23 protein-coding genes, 1 tRNA gene and 1 pseudogene are annotated in these 20,108 nt (G+C 69.5%); 19 read left to right on the top strand and 6 right to left on the bottom strand.

From position 1 onward, the window contains the following. Positions 1-55: 55 nt before the first annotated feature. On the top strand, positions 56-1,216 hold the full coding sequence (locus tag ABZ656_RS22995) for a site-specific integrase (protein WP_360270157.1): 1,161 nt from the start codon (positions 56-58) through the stop codon (positions 1,214-1,216). Between the two features lie 325 nt (positions 1,217-1,541). Continuing rightward, complete coding sequence (locus tag ABZ656_RS22990; protein ID WP_360270151.1) at positions 1,542-2,027, top strand: hypothetical protein; 486 nt, start codon at positions 1,542-1,544, stop codon at positions 2,025-2,027. Between the two features lie 142 nt (positions 2,028-2,169). Here ABZ656_RS22990 and ABZ656_RS22985 read toward each other — a convergent pair whose 3' ends face one another. Next, on the bottom strand, positions 2,170-2,658 hold the full coding sequence (locus ABZ656_RS22985; protein WP_360270149.1) for a GIY-YIG nuclease family protein: 489 nt from the start codon (positions 2,656-2,658) through the stop codon (positions 2,170-2,172). Positions 2,659-2,867: 209 nt separating this feature from the next. On the opposite strand from ABZ656_RS22985, the gene ABZ656_RS22980 reads away from it, so the two are divergent. Then, positions 2,868-3,206: a cyclic-phosphate processing receiver domain-containing protein gene (locus ABZ656_RS22980; protein ID WP_097285119.1), complete on the top strand. Its 339-nt coding sequence runs from the start codon at positions 2,868-2,870 to the stop codon at positions 3,204-3,206. A 188-nt stretch (positions 3,207-3,394) separates the two neighbouring features. On the opposite strand, the gene ABZ656_RS22975 is transcribed toward ABZ656_RS22980, so the two are convergent. Both ABZ656_RS22975 and ABZ656_RS22970 read right to left on the bottom strand, forming a co-directional pair. Further along, positions 3,395-3,772, bottom strand: a complete 378-nt coding sequence (locus ABZ656_RS22975) for a hypothetical protein (RefSeq protein WP_360270155.1) — start codon at positions 3,770-3,772, stop codon at positions 3,395-3,397. Positions 3,773-4,382: 610 nt separating this feature from the next. Next, positions 4,383-4,580 (bottom strand): hypothetical protein, encoded by a 198-nt coding sequence (locus ABZ656_RS22970; RefSeq protein WP_360270147.1) that lies wholly within the window; start codon positions 4,578-4,580, stop codon positions 4,383-4,385. 503 nt (positions 4,581-5,083) lie between these two features. On the opposite strand from ABZ656_RS22970, the gene ABZ656_RS22965 reads away from it, so the two are divergent. Next, positions 5,084-5,878, top strand: a complete 795-nt coding sequence (locus ABZ656_RS22965; RefSeq protein ID WP_079064827.1) for an NUDIX domain-containing protein — start codon at positions 5,084-5,086, stop codon at positions 5,876-5,878. On the opposite strand, the gene ABZ656_RS22960 is transcribed toward ABZ656_RS22965, so the two are convergent. Next, positions 5,862-6,905, bottom strand: a complete 1,044-nt coding sequence (locus ABZ656_RS22960; RefSeq protein ID WP_360270153.1) for a helix-turn-helix transcriptional regulator — start codon at positions 6,903-6,905, stop codon at positions 5,862-5,864. The genes ABZ656_RS22965 and ABZ656_RS22960 overlap by 17 nt on opposite strands. A gap of 425 nt (positions 6,906-7,330) precedes the next feature. Here ABZ656_RS22960 and ABZ656_RS22955 point away from each other — a divergent pair, with 425 nt between their 5' ends. From ABZ656_RS22955 to ABZ656_RS22905, 11 genes are all read left to right on the top strand, one after another. Beyond that, positions 7,331-7,684 (top strand): hypothetical protein, encoded by a 354-nt coding sequence (locus ABZ656_RS22955; protein WP_095854622.1) that lies wholly within the window; start codon positions 7,331-7,333, stop codon positions 7,682-7,684. A 2-nt stretch (positions 7,685-7,686) separates the two neighbouring features. Beyond that, complete coding sequence (locus tag ABZ656_RS22950) at positions 7,687-9,042, top strand: FtsK/SpoIIIE domain-containing protein (RefSeq protein ID WP_360270144.1); 1,356 nt, start codon at positions 7,687-7,689, stop codon at positions 9,040-9,042. A gap of 81 nt (positions 9,043-9,123) precedes the next feature. Next, the gene (locus ABZ656_RS22945; protein ID WP_360270142.1) at positions 9,124-9,330 is read left to right on the top strand and encodes a hypothetical protein; all 207 of its coding nucleotides are present in this window, start codon (positions 9,124-9,126) and stop codon (positions 9,328-9,330) included. Continuing rightward, a complete protein-coding gene (locus tag ABZ656_RS22940) occupies positions 9,327-9,986 on the top strand; it encodes a DUF2637 domain-containing protein (protein WP_360270140.1) in 660 nt (219 codons plus the stop codon). Before ABZ656_RS22945 ends, ABZ656_RS22940 begins: the two co-directional genes overlap by 4 nt. A 19-nt stretch (positions 9,987-10,005) precedes the next feature. Then, complete coding sequence (locus ABZ656_RS22935) at positions 10,006-10,197, top strand: mobile element transfer protein (protein ID WP_069764280.1); 192 nt, start codon at positions 10,006-10,008, stop codon at positions 10,195-10,197. An 11-nt stretch (positions 10,198-10,208) separates the two neighbouring features. Continuing rightward, complete coding sequence (locus ABZ656_RS22930) at positions 10,209-10,364, top strand: hypothetical protein (RefSeq protein WP_360270138.1); 156 nt, start codon at positions 10,209-10,211, stop codon at positions 10,362-10,364. A 24-nt stretch (positions 10,365-10,388) separates the two neighbouring features. Next, positions 10,389-10,721, top strand: a complete 333-nt coding sequence (locus tag ABZ656_RS22925) for a SpdD-like protein (protein ID WP_360270136.1) — start codon at positions 10,389-10,391, stop codon at positions 10,719-10,721. 88 nt (positions 10,722-10,809) lie between these two features. Further along, on the top strand, positions 10,810-10,995 hold the full coding sequence (locus ABZ656_RS22920; protein WP_360270134.1) for a hypothetical protein: 186 nt from the start codon (positions 10,810-10,812) through the stop codon (positions 10,993-10,995). Further along, on the top strand, positions 10,988-12,367 hold the full coding sequence (repSA, locus tag ABZ656_RS22915) for a replication initiator protein RepSA (protein ID WP_360270132.1): 1,380 nt from the start codon (positions 10,988-10,990) through the stop codon (positions 12,365-12,367). Before ABZ656_RS22920 ends, repSA begins: the two co-directional genes overlap by 8 nt. Further along, positions 12,364-12,576 (top strand): helix-turn-helix domain-containing protein, encoded by a 213-nt coding sequence (locus ABZ656_RS22910; protein WP_360270130.1) that lies wholly within the window; start codon positions 12,364-12,366, stop codon positions 12,574-12,576. Before repSA ends, ABZ656_RS22910 begins: the two co-directional genes overlap by 4 nt. Continuing rightward, entirely contained in the window at positions 12,576-13,709 is a 1,134-nt protein-coding gene (locus ABZ656_RS22905) for a tyrosine-type recombinase/integrase (protein WP_360270128.1), read from the top strand. Before ABZ656_RS22910 ends, ABZ656_RS22905 begins: the two co-directional genes overlap by 1 nt. Before the next feature lie 92 nt (positions 13,710-13,801). Here ABZ656_RS22905 and ABZ656_RS22900 read toward each other — a convergent pair. Continuing rightward, a tRNA-Val gene (locus ABZ656_RS22900) sits at positions 13,802-13,876 on the bottom strand. A 178-nt stretch (positions 13,877-14,054) separates the two neighbouring features. Between ABZ656_RS22900 and ABZ656_RS22895 the strand changes: the two genes are divergently transcribed. From ABZ656_RS22895 to ABZ656_RS22885, 3 genes are all read left to right on the top strand, one after another. Further along, complete coding sequence (locus ABZ656_RS22895) at positions 14,055-14,831, top strand: DUF4097 family beta strand repeat-containing protein (RefSeq protein ID WP_360270126.1); 777 nt, start codon at positions 14,055-14,057, stop codon at positions 14,829-14,831. 74 nt (positions 14,832-14,905) lie between these two features. After that, on the top strand, positions 14,906-16,294 hold the full coding sequence (locus tag ABZ656_RS22890) for a hypothetical protein (protein ID WP_360270124.1): 1,389 nt from the start codon (positions 14,906-14,908) through the stop codon (positions 16,292-16,294). 150 nt (positions 16,295-16,444) lie between these two features. Continuing rightward, positions 16,445-17,137, top strand: a complete 693-nt coding sequence (locus tag ABZ656_RS22885) for a DUF4383 domain-containing protein (RefSeq protein WP_101405393.1) — start codon at positions 16,445-16,447, stop codon at positions 17,135-17,137. 30 nt (positions 17,138-17,167) lie between these two features. On the opposite strand, the pseudogene ABZ656_RS22880 reads toward ABZ656_RS22885, so the two are convergent. After that, positions 17,168-17,530 (bottom strand): annotated as a pseudogene (locus ABZ656_RS22880) (amidase domain-containing protein); the annotation flags it as partial. A 340-nt stretch (positions 17,531-17,870) separates the two neighbouring features. Here ABZ656_RS22880 and ABZ656_RS22875 point away from each other — a divergent pair. Then, a complete protein-coding gene (locus ABZ656_RS22875) occupies positions 17,871-20,006 on the top strand; it encodes a zinc ribbon domain-containing protein (protein WP_360270122.1) in 2,136 nt (711 codons plus the stop codon). Positions 20,007-20,108 lie beyond the last annotated feature (102 nt).

The following is a 20,108-nucleotide window of genomic DNA, read 5'->3' as shown; positions in this document are numbered from 1 at the left end:
CCACCGGATATGGAGACTTCCGTCCCACCAGGACACCCTTCCTCGGACCTACAAGATCCATTGTCAGAGTGTCCACACCACAGGGGTCGCCTCAGCAGGCACCATCACCAAGCGCAAGGACGGCCGCTTTCAGTGCGCGGTCTACGTGCTCCAGCCGGACGGCACTCGAGCACGCAAGTTCGCCTACGGCAAGACGTGGGCAGAGTGCGACGCCAAACGCCGGGAGCTGCTCGCCAAGGTCGACCAGGGCGTGCCCGTGCCCACCCGGTCGGCCAAGCTCGCCGAGTGGCTGCCCTACTGGCTGGAGAACGTCATCAAGCCTCGGCGGAAGCGGACCACGTACGCCAAGTACGAGTTCCACGTCCGGCTCTACCTGGTGCCCATGCTCGGGACGAAGAAGCTGGAGTCACTGAGCGTCGCTGACGTCCGCCGCTTCCTTGCCCGGCTGGAACAGCAGACCACCGCGGCTACTGCGAAGGAGACCCACAAGGTTCTCCGCACAGCGCTCTCGGCAGCGTGCCGCGAGGAGCTGATCGCCAGGAACGTCGTCACCCTCGTCGACGCGCCTCGGGTCGAGTCCCGCAGCCTCGATCCCTGGAGTCTGGACGAGACGCTCGACTTCCTCACCGCGGCTCGGACTGATCCGCTCTACCCCGCGTTCGTGCTCTCCATCGCGCTCGGTCTCCGTCGTGGGGAGGTCATCGGACTCCGGTGGCAGGACGTCGACCTCGACAAGCGCGAGATCAGGATCCGCAAGCAGCGGCAACGGGTCGGAGGGGAGGCATACGAGGACGATCCCAAGGGCCGACGTCGTAGGCAGGTCCTGCCACTGCCGGCCATCTGCGTGGCGCCTCTGAGGTACCAGCGCATGCGGCAAACGGCGATGCGTGAGCGTGCGGGTGATCGCTGGGAAGAGAGTGGCCACGTCTTCACCACGCGAACGGGGCGACCGATCGAGCCGCGCAACGTCTACCGCTCCTTCACCCGGGTCGCCAAGAACGCGGACCTACGGGTCATCCGACTGCATGATGCCCGGCACGGCTGCGCGACCCTGCTCACCGCGGCTGGCGTGGCGCCACGCGTCGTGATGGAGATCTTGGGGCACAGCCAGATCGCCGTCACGATGAACGTCTACGCCCACGTGGTCCAGGACACGCAGCGCGAGGCGGTCAGCCACATGGACCGGCTGCTCACGAGGCGCCTACAGCGCGAGTAGTCCCGGCGCTGATGTCAGATCCGGATGTCAAAGACCCCCAGCCATGATCGGCTGGGGGTCTTTTGCCTGGTGGGCGCGGACGGTTTCGAACCGCCGACATCCGCCTTGTAAGCCCGGTGGTTGGCCCCCTCAAAGACGCGCAGGTCATAGAGCAGATGGGGAGTGTCGAGCTGGGCGGGGTACCGCGACCGATGCATACCGCTGTTGACCGTGACTGACCGACCAATGTGGCACGGATGTGGCACGTCTGTTGATTGCCGTATGCAGCGGCGCGACCGCTGAGCTTCTGACATGGCTATCCCCAGTGGCCTGGGAACATGGTGCGATGAACATCGAGTGGGAGCTTCGTGGGCTGCTTGCCTCGCTGGCTCGGGAAGAAGGAGTCTTCGGCCGCGTCTCGCCTGAGGCTCAGGGTTCAGTGGAGGAGCAGATCCGGACTCTCGTTGTCGAGGCCGAACAGGATTGGGAGCAGTACGCTGCGCCCGGGGCGACTGGCCCCGACTCGCCGGCCGAGGTGGCTGAAGCGCTCATCGAGGTCGACTCCAAATATGCGACGGACCTTATGGCGTACCTCGCAGCGGATGACCTGGTGTTCCCCGGCAGTCCACGACGTGATCGCGTCCATGCACATCGGGCAGCAGTCCGCCTGGTCGAACTCCTTGGCTACGGATCCGCCTGGCACACGAACATCAGCGATCTCTCGGAGCAAGTACGCGCCTGGAGTTCTGTCACTCGCTATACCTTCGACGGCGTGGTCGCTGGCACTGGCCACGGCTTCACCGTGGTGCTGCTACAGGTCGGCGAAGACTGACCCTCGCCTTGTAAGTTCGATCGCAGCGCGGTGCCGTGTGCCAGAACGGGACCCGCTGGTCGCTCGCCGATCCGTCTGCGACCGCCCCGGTGCACCATCGTTCGCCGCCGTTGATGTCAACTGGTGATGTCAGCCCGACTGGCTATGCACTGACACTCAACTCCCTTGCCCGTTGCCGGGCTTGGAATCTCACTTCCGTGAGCCGACCGTGGAACGGGTTGTGGCGGTTCTGGTCGAGGTTCAGAGGCAGGTCGAGTTGAGAGATGAGCTCTGACTCCATGGTCCACGGTTCGTCACGCTCGATCCAGCACACTCGGGCGTTCTCTGCCATCCACTGACTGAGGGTGGCTTCCCCGGCCTTGCCGAAGGTCATGCGCTTCCCGCTGCCTACGCGGCGCAACTCGATCCCGAGCAGGCAACCGAGCGTGAGGCGAAGCGTTGATCCGGCCGCATTGCCCCGGTAGTGATACCGCACGCGCTTACACAGGTTCTGCGTGCTGATCCGGTTCGCCATGTACCGCGGGGCTATGCCGACGTAGAGCAGGCGCCCGGCATCGAGGTCCGGGCAGGGAGCCTTCTCGAAGTGCCATCCGTAGACCCCGGCCGCCGCCGGCACCGGGCTGGGACGCACCAAGACCTCCTGCGCCGACCACAGCCGATCCGGTTCAGTGAGAGCAGCATGGACCACGGAGCCTCCAAGGTCGGTGGGCTGATTGCCGCAGGCTACTGGCTGACCACACTGGTCCGCCGAGGGTGCCATCGTCGAGAGCTGCACCGGCCTAGTTCGGCGATCACGCTCCTCCGCTGGGCCAGCCGCGGCCTTGCCGTGATAATGCTCGGGTGAAAGAAGAGTCGCCCGTACCGACGCCCGTCATCCTCGGCATAGACGACCTCCGGCCGCTGCCCTGGACCACGCGGATCGCGCGCAGCAGCGACGAAGGTATCAAGCTCCTGCAAGAGCACCGCGACAGATTCATCGACGAACTCTGGCTCGACCATGACCTCGGCGGCGACGACAGTATCTTGCCCGTGGTGACCCTCATGGAAGAAGCCGCTTTCAACGGGCGGCCCTTCCGAATCGGCACGGTCTTCGTACACAGCGCCAACCCCATTGGCGCCGAGACCGTCGTCCGGTCGCTCACACGCTGGGACTACCAGGTCCGGCGAGCGACGGTCTAGGAATCTGATTTTGAGGTCTGGCCTCATCCTTATCAGGTCAATCACGGGGGACCGTCAAGGTCGGCGAACCGGGCCTGCGCCTCGGCCGATCGTCCACTGAGGTCCGGCGTCGACCGCTGCTGTTCGCGCTTGTTGGTGTCAGCCGCTGGTGTCAGCCACCGCACGCAGGCTTGACAGCGCATGCGGCTCTACTCCTCGGCGGAAAGAACTACGTCAGCAGCGCGCGCGTACCCCTTCGGATCGTCCACTGCCACCCGCACTCGCCATCGTTGCGGTCCCCCGATGTGCTTGACGAATCGGCTCTCTCCGAGCACGTCCCCGATCACGAACCGCCGGTCTGCCAAGTAGAGCGACCCGTCAAAGACCGTGGTGAACGACGGATCAGAGGCAATGCCATCGCCGTAGTCCTGGAACAGCCGCACCTTGATCAGAACCGTCTGTGCCTGTACACGAACAATGACGTGAGTATCGGAAGACGCGGCGGGGGCGCCCCGCAACTCCAGGTCTTCCCGAATCCAGTCTGGGGACCCCAAGGCCATGATCGGATGGTTGACGTACAAGTCCACTCCCGCTATCTGCACGGTCCCACCCTTCTGTCAGCCCTGGGCCTGCCGACATACTCGCGTACACCCGGCATCCAACCGGCACCCCCACTACCTATCCCAGCTCCCATCCCGTCCGCCGTCGACCCACACACCGTGGAGCGGGCGTGGTTCATGGCGTCCAGGTGGAGCGCGCCACTGTACGAACGACCTGGACGCCATGGGCCGCGTCTGCTCGGCTCTGCCTGGGTCGGCGGTGGTCGGGATGGGAGCTCCCCGCGCACGCCACCACGTGCCCGCGGTCGGCGACGGTGCCCCCTCCATCCCGGTGCCGGCCGATCCCCCGCCGGAGGCGGACTACCTCGCTCGCCTCCGCGAGCTTGGGCAAGGAACCCCCGGCTTCTTGCCTCAGTAACAGAGGTGCGGCCTACGGCCGCGCAAACCTTGGCAGCTCGCTGCGCTCGCGCGCGACGGCGTTCGGGAGCTCCCGCCCGCCGCGTGCTTCCGGGCCGACTCGGACCTGGCGTGCCCGACGGGTCGGCACAGTCCCTGCGACTCTCCCGGCTGCGCTCGCGAGGGAGCGCCCCGCAGCGCGTGGCTGCGGGGTGCCGATCGCAACAGGCCCTAGTGGGGTTTAGTCGACTGTCTGCCCGTCGTACATACCGCCCCTGCAGGTCGGGAGCACGGGCGTCGACCGATCGATCGTTCCGCCGCCGTCCGTGCACTCACCCGGGGTGACGCTGCTGGCGGTGGCGGTGGCGGCGCCTGTGAGGCCGAGTCCGGCGAGGGCTGCCGTGGCGATGACGGCGGCGAGGATTCGTCGAATGCGCATTTGGTTTCCCTTTCACGGATTGCCTCGGTTGGGGCACTAGTCAGCTTGATCTTCACCCATATGGGTGGCACGTCATGTTGGGCCATTCGGGTGACAGTGCTGTCAGGTGCGGGGTCGGTGACGTGACCCGTCGGACAGGCCCTGGAACGAAGAGACCACCCCGGCCGGATGGGTGGTCTCTTCGTTGTTCCGGAGGGGCAGCGTCCGCAACCATCGTCTTAGCCGTGGGCCGCTCTATGCGGTGATCGACTCATGGCCACCGGCCCTATCCACCAGTGGGCGCGCGTCGGCGCAGCGCGGGCGGAGCGGGCCGGAGGCAGGAGCGGCGCCCGCGGCGGAGCCGGGAAGCGCGCCCGGCGGAGCGGAGCGCAGCCGGGGCTTGATGAAGTAGGGAAAGTTCTACCGCACCCACATACGGATATCCGTACCTGGTCCAGACTCCGTACGTGGTCGCTACCCTGGAACGGACCAGCATCACAGGACGCAGGGAGTGTGCTCACCGGATGGGACCGAAGTCGGAGCGGGTCTACCTCACGATTCGCGAGTGGATCTCAACGGGCAAGTACCAGCCTGGCTCCAAGCTCCCGTCTGAGCGGACCCTGTCGGAAGAGCTGAGCATCGGCCGTACGGCACTTCGTCAGGTGCTCGCCAAGCTCATCGCCGAGGGCGCCATCGAGGTGCACGGCCGTAGCTCGTACCGCGTGCCGGACCGGTCCGTGAGCACTGAGACGCCAACAGACGTGGAGCCGTGGCAGATTCACGGTGAGCGGACCGTGTACGACAACCGTTGGGTGAAGCTCAGTCTCGTGGACGTCGAACCGCCCGGCGTCGAACGCTTCGAGCATCACGTCGTGCGGCTTCATCACGTCGCCATCGCCGCTGTCCTCGACGACCAGGACCGCGTGCTGATGCTCTGGCGCTACCGCTTCGTCCCCGACTCGTTCGGCTGGGAGCTGCCCGGCGGGATCGTCGACGAGGGAGAAGACCCGGCTCAGACCGCGCTGCGGGAAGTCGAGGAAGAGACCGGCTGGCGGCCGGACGCCCTGGAGCACGTGGTCACCTATCAGCCCATGGTCGGCATGGTCGACTCGCCTCACGAGATCTACGTCGGTCAGGGCGCGAAGCTCGTCGGAGAACCGACCGACCTCGAAGAAGCGGGGCACGTCGCCTGGGTGCCTCTCGCGGACATTCCCGGGCTGATGGCCCGCGGTGAGCTCATGGGCTCGGGGACGCTCGTGGCTCTCCTGCACGTGCTCGCCTCACGGGGTGCTGGAGCCGCGCCTACAACCGCTGCGTGAGCTGCTCGATCCGGCGACGATGACGCACTGACCCGGTACGGCTCGCCAGCAGTCGGGCCTGCCGCAGGTGCTCGTGCGCCTGGTCGTATTCGCCGCGCGCCATGTGCGCCTGGGCGAGATCACACCGCAGTCCCGCCGACGCTCGTATGAAGGTGGGGTCTGCGGAATCAAGGGCGTCGTACAGGCTCGTCACCGCTTCGTCGTCGCCTATCAGAGCGAGTGCGTTACCGCGCCACCTGCTGAGGTGCCCCTCGTTCAAGAAGATGCTCAGCATGTCCGCGTCTCGGGCCTCCTCCCCCGGCGGCAGGTGTCGCATCGCGTTTTCCAGCGCCCGCCGGCAGTCGTCCGGCAACCCCGCCCGGGCGCAGATCTCGGCTTCGGCCGCGTACAACCAGGCCATGAGTCGCGGGGACATCGCCTTGCCACCGACGCGTTGGGCATCCCGTATCAGCTGGACCGCGACGGAGGCCCGGCCCGCGTCGCACAGCACATACGCCTGCTCGGCCGTGGCGTGCGCGAGGTACATCGGCTCGTCAGCCTCCTGTGCCGCTCGCTTGCCCAACTCATAGTGCCGCCAGGCTCGTTCCACGGCGCCCACATCAAGTGCCTGCCATGCGGCCAGCGTTGCAGCCCCCGCCAACGCGAGGGCGACCGGGCGCCGGGTCTCCGGAAGTACGGCGAAGGTGAGCGCGTCCTCGAGCTTCGCCAGGTGCCCCGTCATCGGGTCGACAAGGCTCGCGGCGCCCATCTGCCGGTCCATGGTCCTGAACAGTTCCGTCTGATCCATGAACGTCGTCACCATGGTGAGGCTGACGCTGCGGGCGGCGTCGATCCGGCTTATGAGTTCGTCGTATCCGTCAGCCACTACAGGCACGGCCAACGCCTCGGCCCTGCCATGCAGTTCGTCGTCCGTGATGCCGAGAAGAGCGCGCAGGATCTTCGCGTAGCGAGCTGAGATCGAACGGCGGCCGTTCTCCCACTCCGAGACGTAGACGCGCAGGCTGGCCGTGGACGCGACGGTGAGCATGTGCTGATGCGCATGACGTTCGATCTCTCGAACTAACCGCTCCTGCGACCACTCTCGTGCACTCCGCGCTGCCTTGAGTCCGTTCGTCACGTCGCCTCGCCCTGCCTGTGGTTGCCAAGCCCTAATAGCAGCATGCCTCACATCCGCGCAGGTCGGCAGGGGTTAACGAGCCGGGTGTTAACCCCTGTTGGCTACCGGGGCGTTGGCAGAAACGGTTCCCTAGAAACGTCACAGGAAGGCGAGTTGAAGAGCCGGACCGACGACAACGCTTGACATCTGGTGCGCACCAGATGCAACCTACTGGTGCGCACCAGATTGAAGCGCAAACGCCCGCGGCTTTGCTGCAGGCCACCCGTCAACGCACAGGAGCGGCGACCCACCGCCAAGCAAGTACGCCGCTCCCGCCCCTGAAAGGGAGTTCCATCATGCGTCAGATTCCCGTCGACACCACCAACGCGACCGTGATGGTCGCCAAGGCTCCGCAGCCGAAGGTCAAGGACCGCCGTACCGGTGAGATCGCCCTCGACAAGGACGGCGTGACCCTGATGACGGTGGAGGTCATGTTCTCCACGCCGGACGAGGTAGAGATTCTCAAGCTCACCGTTCCGCAGCCCGGCGTCTCCGAGGACTTGGCCATGGGGACCCCGGTGGCCCTGACGGGTCTGGTCGCCTCGGCGTGGGAGAACGAGTTCAACGGGCAGAAGCGGCACGGGATCGCGTTCCGCGCGGTCGCGGTCACCTCGCTCGCCGCCGCTGGCTCGACGTCGAAGGCGGCCTGATCATGACCGCGTTAACGGTCGCCCTGGTGCTGGTCGTCGCCTCCTCAGTGATCCTGCGGTGGCGGCGCCCCGCCTGGTACTGGCTGGCCTTCGGTGCCGCCTTCGCCGCCCTGCGGGTCCTGGTCCGCTACACCTCCGTCATGGACGCCTGCGGGCTGACCGTCCCGCCTTCCCGCTGGCGCCTCACCCTCGCCCGGATCGCCAACCGGCCCGTCCCCGAGTCCCGGGCGCCTCGCATCCTGCGGATCCGTCCCACCCGGACCGGCCTGGTGCTCCGTCTCAAGCTCCGCCCCGGGCAGGACGCCTTCGACGTCTCCGCCGCCACCGACCGGCTGCGCCACTCCTTCTCCATGTACGGCGTCACCTCCCGCGAACTGCGCTCCGGCGTCGTCGAGGTGCGGATGACCGGCTATGACGTCCTCAAGCGGGTGCAGATGCCCGCCAAGACCGACACGGCGCCGATGCGGGTGCCGGTCGCCCTGCGCGAGGACGGCGCGGTGCACTACCGCGACTACCGGGCCGTCCCGCACGGGCTGACCCTCGGTGCCACCGAGTCCGGCAAGTCCGTCTACCAGCGCAACCTGGTCGCCGGGCTCGCCCCGATGAACGTCGCCCTCGTCGGCATCGACTGCAAACAGGGCGTCGAACTCTTCCCCCTCGCCCGCAGGTTCACCGCGCTCGCCGACAACCCCGACACCGCCCTCGATCTCCTCGAAGCCCTCGTCACCCACATGGAAGGCGTCTACCAGCTCATACGGGCTGAGCAGCGGATCACCGTGAACGTGCCGGACGCGGAGATCGCCGCCGACATCTGGGACCTGCCCGACCACCTGCGCCCGGTCCCGGTCGTGGTCCTGGTCGACGAGGTCGCCGAACTCGCCCTGTTCGCCACCAAGGACGAGGAGAAGCGCCGGGACCGGATCATCACCGCCCTGGTCCGCCTCGCCCAACTCGGTCGCGCCGCCGGGATCTACCTGGAGATCTGCGGGCAGCGCTTCGGCTCCGAACTCGGCAAGGGAATCACCATGCTCCGCGCCCAGCTCACCGGCCGGACCGCCCACCGCGTCAACGACGAATCCTCGGCGAACATGGCCTTCGGGGACATCTCCCCGGACGCCGTCCTCGCCGCCATCCAGATCCCCACCGAGACCCCCGGCATCGCCGTCACCGGTGACTCGTCCGGCGGCTGGGCCCGTATCCGCGCCCCGCACACCTCGCTGCGCGAGGCAGTGAACCTCTGCAACAAGCACGCCGACCGCACCCCGGACCTGCCCGCCCTCGCAGCCTTCCGGCCCGCCACCGCCGCGCTGCCCCCGGACCGGGTGCCGCTGTCCAAGACAGCCCCCGCCACCGCCTGACCCATCCCGCTTCCCCGGTCGGCGCGACCGCATCGCGCCAGGTCCCTACCCCCTCCATGCCCGAGGAAGGGAGAACACTCCATGTGCCCCGACTGCGACGACTTCGCCCGCACCGTCCTGCTGCTCGGCCAACTCGCCCTCTACGCCGACACACTCGGCGCTGACGACGACTTCATCGAGGCTGTGGGCCCGTCGCTGGCCGCGTCCCTGCCGGAGCCGCCGCCCGGCACCTTCCCGCCCGGCTACGACCCCACCGACGGCCCCGACTACCCCGGCGAGCCGTCATGAAGGCCCGGCCCGCGCTCCGCGTGGACGCCGTCCTCGTCCAGGCCGTCATCGCTGGAGCTCTGTCCTTCGCCCACCTGCACGACCTCGCCGACGCGGCCGGACAGGACGGGTGGAAGGCGTGGGCCTATCCGATCTCGGTGGACCTGCTCCTGGTCGCTGCCTGGCGACGGCTCCGCTCGGAGGGTCCGTCCCGGCTGGCCTGGTGCTGGTTCGTCATCGCGCTGTTCGCCTCGCTCGGCGCGAACGTGGCCACCGCCGGATTCCTCGACCTCGCCCACCCGCCGGCCTGGCTGCGGTTCGGCATCGCCGGATGGCCCGCCCTCGCCTTCCTCGGCGGCACCCTCCTCGCCCACTCGACCGGGGATCGGGTGCCGGTTCCGCCGGCACCCGCGCCCGAACCCGAGATCGACGTCGAACCCCTCCCCACCAATGCCCCGGAGGCCACCCCGGTCCCCGCGGCCGAGGAAGCCCCGGCTCTGCCCGCAGCCGAGCCCGCCCCAGCTCCGGCGGTCCCGGCCGCCCTGGTCGACCACGCCCGCAAGGTCGCCAACGACCACCACGCCCGCACCGGATCCCGGATCGACACCGACACCCTGCGCGCCCGCCTCGGCGTCCCGCCCCAGCTCGCCGACGCCATCGCCGCCCAACTCACCTGACCCGGAAGGACTGACCGACATGCCCGCCCGCGACCACTTCCACTCCGTCATGCGGATCGGCCCCGTGCAGATCGGCACCCACCGCGACCGCCACGGCCACACCAAACACGCCGCCGTGTGCACCAACGACCGCTGCGGCTGGTCCGCCGACTACTCCAGCCAGTCCGCCGCCCAGCTCGCCGCCCGCACCCACCGCTGCACCGCCCGCTGAGGAGACACCCCGTGCAGGTCCCGCTCTGGTTCGCCCTGATCGTCGTCGGCTGGCTCGGCATCAAGCTCATCCGCCCGCCCTGGTGGCTCATCGCCGTGCTCCTCCTCGGCGGCTACCTCCTCGCCGACAGCCTGCTCGCCCCCGCCATCGACACCGCCGTCAAGTAACCGCCCACGAAAGGAGACCCCGCCATGCTCCGCCCCAAGGTCCCGACCATGCCCCAGCCGACCGGCCTGGTCACCCCGCCCGCCTTCGTCAAGCCGACCACCGTCATCCAGCAGCACACCACGCAGACCCACGCGCCCGCCCCGGTCGTCTCCCCGGCCCCGGCTCCTGCTCGGCCGACCGTGCAGCTGACCCCCGGCGCCGTCATCGCCCTCGTCGGCAGCGGCACCGCCGTCGTCCTGGTCGTCGGCGCCGTCCTCGTCTCGATGCTCCTCGCGGTCGCCATCACCGCCGCGTCCGTGGCCGTGTGCGCGCTCGTCGTCCGCTCGCTGATCGCCTCCGAGGGCAAGCGCCGCTGACCGGCCCCCGGGCGGCCTCAACCGCCAAGTCTCCGCCGCCCGGGAGCCGTGCCCCATCCCGATCTCACAACCGGAAGGAACCCCCAGCATGACGCACCGCACCCGACCGCCGTCCCGGATCTGCCCGAACTGCGACGGCTTCGCCTCCGCCGCCATCACCCTCGGCGGCCGCGACCGGAACGGCCACCTGCGCACCATCACCGCCCACTGCCCGGCCTGCCACGGCACCGGTACCGCCCGCACCACCCGAGCACGGGAGGGCGCCCGTGCCTAACCCGCTGCTCGACCCGACCACCCTCGGCGACCTGCTGAGGGTGGCTTCGGCCGACGACTACAACCGCTGGCACGACCAGATCAAGCGCACCGGAGGATGCGCCGACCCCATCCACCTCACCGGCTGGACCCTCACCAAGGACAAGACCACCGGCCAGACCCTCCACCACTACACGACCGAGAATGAGCCCGGCGGACGGCTCCGGGTCGCCTGCGGCAACCGGCGTGCATCCCGCTGCCCGTCCTGCGCCTGGACGTACGCGGGCGACACCTACCACCTCATCCGCGCGGGCCTGGCCGGAGACGACCGCCGCGACATCCCCTCCACGGTCCGCGATCACCCCCGCGTCTTCGCCACCCTCACCGCCCCGTCCTTCGGCCCCGTCCACAACCGCCCCGACCATGGCGTCTGCCGCTGCGGCACCCACCACGTCCCCGCCGATCCGGCCCTCGGGACCGCGCTCGACCCATCCACCTACGACTACGCGGGCGCCGTCCTCTTCAACAACCACGCGGGTGACCTCTGGCAGCGCTTCACCAACCGGCTCCGCCGCGAGATCGCCGCCCGCGCGGGCCTCACGCAACGGGAGCTGAAGGAGTCGGCCCGGCTCTCTTACGGCAAGGTCGCCGAGTTCCAGAAGCGCGGCGCCCTCCACTTCCACGCCGTGATCCGCCTCGACGGACCGGACGGTCCCGACACCCCGCCCCCGTCCTGGGCGGGCGTCGGCCTGCTCACCGACGCGATCCGCGCCGCCGCCGTGCACTCCTACACCTCGGTCTCCGTCCCGGCCGCCGCCGACCAGCCCGCCCGCACCTTCCGCTGGGGCACCCAACTCGACGTCCGCCCCGTCAAGGCCTTCGGTGACGGCTCCGACATCACCGAACAGGCCGTGGCCTCCTACGTCGCCAAGTACGCCACCAAAGCCGCCGAGAACACCGGCACCCTCGACCGCCGCATCGGCGAACTCTCCGAACTCGACCGCCACGGCGTGCCCGACCACACGCGCCGCCTCATCGAGGCGTGCAAGCTCCTCGATCCGCTCTACCCCGACCGGCGTCTATGGGCCTGGGCGCACATGCTCGGATTCCGCGGCCACTTCTCCTCCAAGTCCCGCCGCTACTCCACCACCCTCGGCGAGCTGCGCCAGGCCCGCGCCGACTTCCGCGCCGCCCAGGAACGCCAAGCCCTCGGCCTGGACGACCGCGAGCCGGACACCGTCCTCGTCCTCGCCGACTGGCAGTACGCCGGACACGGCCACACCCCCGGCGAATCCGCCCTCGCCGCCACCATCGCCCGCGACCTCCAGCACAACCGTGAAACCGCCCGCGAAGCCCTACGCGACCAGTCCGCCATGGAAGGAGCCGCAGCGTGAATGACCGATACCTCAGCGTCGACCAGGTGGCCGAAGTGCTCGGCACCTCGGCGCGCTTCCCCCGTCGTCTGATAGCCGAGCGACGCATCACCTTCGTGAAGGTCGGCCGTCACGTTCGCATCCCGGAGAGTGCGGTGGACGCGTACATCGCTGAGCACACCGTGGAGCCGATCACGGGCCGTGCCTCGCACCTCAAGGCGGTGGCTTGATGCCGAACGCCAAGGGTCGCCGTCGCCGCTTCGGATCCGTACGCAAGCTGCCTTCGGGACGCTTCCAGGCCCGCTACCGGGGCCCTGACGGCCTGATGCGCACGGCTGACAAGACCTTCGCCACCCAGACCGACGCGGACCGCTGGCTCGTCAAGCAGGAAGCGAAGATCCTCGACGGCAACTGGCAGAACCCCGACGTCAAGGTGGCGTTCGGTGACTTCGCGGAGGCCTGGATCAAGGATCGCGACTACGCGGCCACCACCCGCGAGCGCAACACAGGCGTTCTCAATCGGCACATCCTGTCGACGTTCCGTGCGATCCCGCTGCGGGAGATCACCACTCCGCAGGTACGGCGCTGGCGTACTGATCTCCTCGACGCTGGAGTCGGCGCGGCCACCGTCGCCAAGGCCTATCAGGTCCTCCGCGCCATCATGAACACGGCCGTGGATGACGGCCTGATCGAGCGCAATCCGTGCCGGGTCAAAGGCGCGGGGACGGTCACCCACACCGAGCGGCCGTTCCTCTCCGTGCCCGAGGTGTACCGGCTCGCCGACGCCGTTCCGCCTCACTGCCGCGCCCTGATCCTCCTGGCCGCCTTCACGGCGCTGCGCTTCGGTGAGCTGGCGGCTCTCCAGCGTCGGGACATCGACCTGGAGGCCCGCACCGTGTCCGTCCGCCGCTCATACGCCGAGACTCGGACAGACGGCCTGACGGTCAAGGCCCCCAAGAGCGCGGCCGGTGTCCGCACCGTCGCCTTCCCGGCCTCGCTCGTGCCCGAGCTGGCGCACCACCTGGCCGAGCATGCCTCCGCCGGCCGAACTGGTCTCGTCTTCGTCGGGGCCCGCGGCGGTGTCCTCCGCCGCAACAACTTCCGCCGGATCTGGCTCCGCGCGCTCAAGACAACCGGCCTCGGTGACGTCCATTTCCACGATCTCCGGCACACCGGAAACACCCTCGCCGCGACCGGTGGCGCCACCACCCGCGAGCTGATGCACCGGATGGGCCACTCGTCGGTGCGGGCCGCGCTGGTCTATCAGCACCTCGTCAACGGCCGCGACCACGAGATCGCCGACTACGTGGACGGGCAGATCAGGAAGGTGAAGCGGCCCCGGCGCGGCCCATCTGGCACGTAAGTGGCACGGCGCCCCCCTGCGGCCGGAAACGACAGAGGCCCAGATCACCGGATTCTCACCGGTTGACCTGGGCCTTGTTCGTGTCCTGAGACTGGTGGGCGCGGACGGTTTCGAACCGCCGACATCCGCCTTGTAAGGGCGGCGCTCTACCGCTGAGCTACGCGCCCAGGACGAGTCGACAGCCTACATTGCCCGGGGGGATGCCCCGCAAACCCGTATCCGGGGGTTAACCCCACCTCCGGTCCGGGAGCAGCCCGGATCCCCCGGCGTACCCCGGAACCGTACGGTCGAAAGGCGTCGAAGGGCATCGGAGCGCGTCGGCGTTCATTCCAGGGGGAAATCTTCATGGCTCGGACACAGACACCTGCTCGGACCGTGGCGGTCGCCGGTGCCGTCGTCGCTCTCGTCGCGACCGCCGCAGGCTGCGGGGCGAGTGCCGGGGACGACAGGCATCCGGAGCATCGGGCGTTCGCGCTGCACGGTCGTACGCTCACCGTGGACTCGGACGACTCCGCGCTGGAGCTCGTGGTCGCCGAGTCGGCCGAGGCGGACAAGGTCGAGGTCACCCGGTGGTTCCAGGGACACGTCGTCGTCGGTGGGGATCCGCGCGTGACCTGGGCGATGAAGGACGACCGGCTGACGCTGCGGATGAAGTGTTCCGGCGTGGTCGCCGACTGCAGTGCACGGCACCGGATCGTCGTGCCGCGCGGTGTCGCGGTGAAGGTCGTCGACGGGGACGGGAGCGTACGGGCGGAGGGGTTCAAGGAGGCGCTCGGGATCCGTACGTCGGACGGGAGTGTCCGCGTGAGGAACTCCTCCGGCGCGCTGGACCTGCGTACCGCCGACGGCTCGATCCACGCCCTCGGCATCGGCTCGCGCCGCGTGCGCGCCCAGTCCTCGGACGGGTCCGTACAGCTCGAACTCGGCGTCGTACCCGACCTGGTCGAGGCCCGCAGCCAGGACGGTTCGCTCACCATCGGGCTGCCCCACGACACCTATCGGGTGACGGCCGAGAGCGGGGACGGATCCGTGCGGGTGTCCGTGCCCCGGGACCCGGCCAGTTCCCATGTGGTGTCCGCCCACGCGAACGACGGAAGCATCACAGTACGAACCGCGAACTAACCGGCCCGTGTGTTCGTCCTTAACCGGTGGGAGAATGACACCCGGCAAGGCGGATGACAGCACGGGAGAGGGATGTGACGGCGACACGTTCAGAGCCGTACACGCCGTTTGCGCCACGCGCGCAGTCGGTACGCCGTCAGCCCCATCGGTGCCGTGACGTGCTGACCCTCGTCACCCTCCCGCTCCTCGCCGCCCTCGTCCTGCCCGCCGCCTTCGCCGGTGGCGGCACCCGCCGCTGGTTCGGCGGACGCGCCGAGAGTCAGCGGGCCGAGGCGCAGGCCGCGAAGGACGCCGCCGCGGCCGCGTTCTACGAACTGGACACCGCCCAGCGCGATCTGCGGATCTCGATCGAGACCATCACCGCCGTCGACGACTCCCCCGCGGCCCGCCGCGCCGTCTCCGACTTCGAGGCGCTGGGCCGGCGCATCGACGAGGCCAGTCAGAAGTACATCGAGGCCGTCGACGCCCACGACCTCGACCGGGACGAGCTGGAGGCGTCGGTCGCCACCCGCGCCCGAGCCGAACTCACCGCCGCCAAGGACCAGCTGGGGCGGGTGAAAGGGGACCTGGACCGGTTCACGCAGGGGCTCGGGCCGCTGCTCGGAAAGGCCGAGACGCAGCTCGCCCGGCTCGCGCCCGCCGTCGAGCGCGCCCGCCAGGCCCTGCTCGCCGCCTCGAACGCCCTCGACGGCGCACGGGAGACAGGGCTCAGAGCCGATGATCTCGCCGGCCGGCTCGCCGCGCTCGGGCCCGAGCTGACCAAGCTCAACCAGGGGGCCGGACAACATGGTGTACCAGAGACGCTGGAGCGCGCCGAGCGGGTCTCGCGGGAGGCCGGGGCGGTGCGCGCGGAGGCCGAGCGGCTGCCGGAGCGGGCCGCGGAGATCGACCACCGGCTGGTGTCGCTGCGCACCCGCGCCCAGGCGCTGACCACCCGCGCCGGGCAGGTGGAGCCGGTGCTGAGCGAGCTGCGGCGCCGGTTCGCGGCCGCGTGCTGGCAGGACCTGCAGCACGTACCGGAGCAGGCCACCGAGAACGTACGGCAGGCCGAGCTGAAGCTGAAGGAGGCGCAGGCCGCGCGCGACGCGCAGCGCTGGCCGGACGCCACCTCGCTGCTGTCCACGGTGCGCGCGCTGCTGAACGGCACCGACGAGGCCGTGTCGGCGGCCGGCGACCGGCTGCGGCGGCTGAACGCCGTGTCCAAGGACCCCCAGCAGGAGATCGACCGCACCCGCTTCGCCATCCGGGACGCCCAGCGCCTGGCCATGTCGGGCCGCAACACCCCGGATCCGCGGCACGCCCGCCCGCTCGACGACTCCGTCGCCCGGCTGGAGCGTGCCATCGCCGCGCTGGAGGGGCGCCACCCCGACTACTGGCACTTCCTGACCGAGACGGAGGCGGTGCGGGCCACGGCGGCCCGGGTGGTCTCGCAGATCCGCGAGGAGCGCGGCGGCCCGGTCTGAGCTTCTGCCATACCCCTCGTGCCGGTCTCCGGTACCGCCGATCCCGGCCCCGATGTCGGGGATCCCGGTCCGCTGTGTTGGCGGTCCCGGGCCTCCGGGCGGATGCTGGGATGTACGTACGGCCTCCGCTAGCTGAAGAGGGAGGCGGACATGGCCACGCACGTACTTCGTCCTGGAACCCGACGACGCATCGCCTTCGACGACCATCTGCCGGTCGATCACCGGCTGAACACGTTCTACCGGATCGGCGCAGGTCTGATGGGCCTCTTCCTGCTCGCCTTCGGCATCCTGGGCCTGACCAACAACGTCGGCTTCTTCACCACCCACGGGGACACGGTCATAGGGCTGAACACCAACGGCTCGCTCAGCGTGCTGTCCATCTGCGTGGGGCTGCTGCTGTTCGTGGGCATGGTGATCGGCGGGAACTTCGCCTCGACCCTCAACATGGTCTTCGGCGTCCTGTTCATCCTCAACGGCTTCCTGAACCTGGCGCTGCTGGACGGCCGCTACAACTTCCTCGCCTTCCACATCCAGAACGTGCTGTTCAGCTTTGTGGTCGGCGTCCTGCTGATGTTCTTCGGGATGTACGGGAGGGTCGGCTCGGCCCTGCCGCACGACAACCCGTACTACAAAGCCCGCCACCCCGAGGAGACCGAGCGGGCGGAGCGGATGCGAGCGCTGCGGGAGTCGGCCTCGGCAACGGCCCTGCAGCAGTCGCACAGGGCCGCGCCGACGCCCAAGGCCGTGGGCGGCACGGAAACCAAGGCAGCGGAGACCACGGCATCGGAAACCAAGGCATCGGAGACCAAGCCCGCCGAGCCGCCCGGGCCCACGGATCCCTAGGTCACCTCAGGTGATCAGGTGATCAGGTGATCAGGTGCGGTACGCGTAGTACGCCGAGGTCGGGTACGACGCGATGATGCTCGACAACGACCGGCGGTAGGTGTCGGCGTCGTGGTACGTCAGGTACGGGATGCCGCTGGAGCTGCGGTAGGACGTGATCATGGTGTGGTCCTTGGACCCGTCCTTGTCGAAGTCCACCTGCAGGACGTCACCGACGTCCATCTGGTAGACGTTCGCCAGCGGCGCGGTGCGCTTGGCGGTCTGGGTGAACCAGGACCACTCGTTCACGCCCGCCCAGGAGTCGGACTGGCCGTTGGCGACGTAGTACCAGGTGTCGTACTCCTCCGGAGTCACGGTGCTGATCGGCTGCCAGCCGCCCGCCAGCAGGGTCTTCAACTGTTGGGGGGGTTGGCTTAAGGCGGCTGGTTGATGCTGTTTCGTGTCGTCGGTATGGATCCTCAGGTTCTTCCGCCGGTTTCATCCCCGTCCAGTCATGGTTTCGGCCGGTGTTGAGAGATGTGGGTGTTCACTTTCTCGTCCTCGTCGGTTGCTGACGCTTGTGGCCTTCCCGCGCTCTCGGGGCGCGGGGTTCTCGGGTGGACCAACAGGCCGGGACGAGGTCGTGTCTTTGTGTGATGGTCGGTCGTTAGGCCGATCGCAGTGGCGGGATGCGGCAGCCCTGGGGAAGTGGCCGGGCTCATAGGGAGAGCGGGGTGGCGGGGTGGGCAGGGTGATGGCGACGGCGACGTGCACCGCCTTCCGCGGCGTCCTGGAATCCACCGGTGAGCGGGTCGGGCAGCGGGTCCTGTTGGAACGGGTGGGTTTTCTAGCCCGGTTGAGCCGGACACTGACGGGCGCTCTGGTGGCTTCCCGGTGGGACGAGGTCTGTCTGGACGTGCTGGCCGCCGGGGTGGATGAGCGGGGCGAGGACCTGCCGTCCAAGGGGTGGATGGCGCTGCGCCGCCTGCACTGGCCGCAGACTGTCACGCCCCCGGCGGGGGTGTATGTCCCGGACCGGGTGCGCCGGGGTGCGGAGGAGTACGCGGCGCGCACCCTGCGCTTGGCCCTGCACCGCCGCAGTATCGTGGCCGCGGTCCTGGCCACCTGGCCCGCCGATCCGAGCCGGCGCACCGAGACGGAATGGGCGGCGCTGCGGGCGGCGCTGCCTGCCGGGGTGGCGGGTGCGGAGATCCGCAACCGCACCCGGCAGGTCCGCGGATTCGTGGCCGAGCACGGGAAGTTGCCCGCCGGGCTGTGCGCCTTGGAGGGCCCGCCCCAGGTAGCCCCGCAGGTGCTGCTTGCCGCGATGGACCGCCAGCAGGTCACCCTTCAGCGGGTGGACGAGGCCACCGCCCGGCTGCGGGTCAAACTCCCCCTGCGGGCGGCCCCCGCTTCGGGGCGGGACTGGGCCTGGCACGTGATCGACATCCGGCTGCCCGGCACCATCACGCCGGATGCGGTGCTGCACACCCCGGCCCTGCGCCCCACCCCTGCCGGGAGAATCGCCGTCGACCTGCCGCACTCCCGGCCCGCCCCGGCCACCAAGGCGAGCGGGCATACTGTGGCACTCGGTTTCGACTGGGGTGTCAACACCCTGCTCACCGGCGTCCTGGGCCGCCTGACCGGAAAGGGGCAGACCCGCCGGGTGGTCACCGACGGGCGGCCCCTGGTCTTCGACGCCACCGTGATCAGCACTTCCCTGCACCGACTGCGCGGCCACCGCGAGCACCTCGCCGCCAAGCGCGATCGCCACCAAGCGCTGGCCGACGGGCTCGGCGTCCCGCACCCGGCCTGGGGGGAACACCTCGACCGGGCCCGGGTACTGGAGGTCGAGCACGGGCGGGTGTGTGCCCGCATCCGGCACCTGAACGACGCGCTGGCCTGGGCGGCCGCCCGCTGGGCCGTCGACCAGGCGGTCACGCTCGGCGCGAGCGTCATCTACCTCGAAGACCTCGCCACCCTGGAAACCCGTGGCTACCGCAAGGGCAACGCCCGCCTGTCCGGACAGGTGCGCGGCACCGTCGCCGAGGCGATGCGGCACCTGGGAGCGACGGCGGGGATCGCGGTGGTCACCGTCCCGGCCCGGGGCACCTCCAAACGCTGCCCCGGCTGCCTGAACACCCTCACCCACCACCCCGCCCCCGACCGAATCGGTGAGCGGGGCTGGAAGTGGGCGCACTGCGCGGGCTGCGGGCTCTCGATGGACCGCGATCACGCCGCCGCCCGCCGGATCGTCTCCCGCGGCCTGCTCGCCCAGACCCACACCGTCACCGACCGCACCACCGGGGCCCGGACCATCCGCACCACCATCGAGGGCACCGTGCGCCTGGTGAGGCGTCCGAAGAAGACCACCCGCCGCCTGCGCCGACAGCGCCGCGCCGAGCAGGCCCCGCCCCGGCCCCGCGGGCCGAAGGCCACTCCGGGCAAGGGGTACCCCACCCCCAGCAGGCCGAGCGTCCCCCGGCACCGAGGTGCCCGGCGCGCCGCCGAACAGACCCCGGACCACAAGACTTCCCGCCGTATGCCCGATGTGCGTACGGTCCCCGCCACCACCCCCGCCTTGGGGGCAGTCCAGCGTCCGGCGGGGCATGACACCCAGGCACCAGCCGCCGTATCCGGTCCGGTGCCAGGTCATGGAGTACGCGCCCCCGGCCGGATCGAAGAAGACCTTCTTCCGGCCGGCCGGGGGCGGCTCTCACGCAGAACCTGTCGGCGATGTACCCGCGCCGCCGAGCGGACCGGCTTCCACCACCTGCACACCACCGAAGTCCACCCCCTCACCCCGAGGTTCGGACCACCGGACGGTGACCGCACACGGCCACGCCGCGCCCGAAAAGCCTGGAAACCACAGGCACACACAGAGTTCTAGAGACGCTCTGGCTCACGAAGTTCCCCGTCGAGAGCTTCCAGGTGCCGTCCGGCTGGGCGGCGAAGGTCAGCAGGTGGTGCGCCTTGAAGTCCGTGGTGCCGG

It is taken from the genome of Streptomyces sp. NPDC007095, assembly GCF_040634475.1.
GTDB lineage: Bacteria > Actinomycetota > Actinomycetes > Streptomycetales > Streptomycetaceae > Streptomyces.
This window is presented reverse-complemented; position numbering and strand designations above follow the sequence as displayed.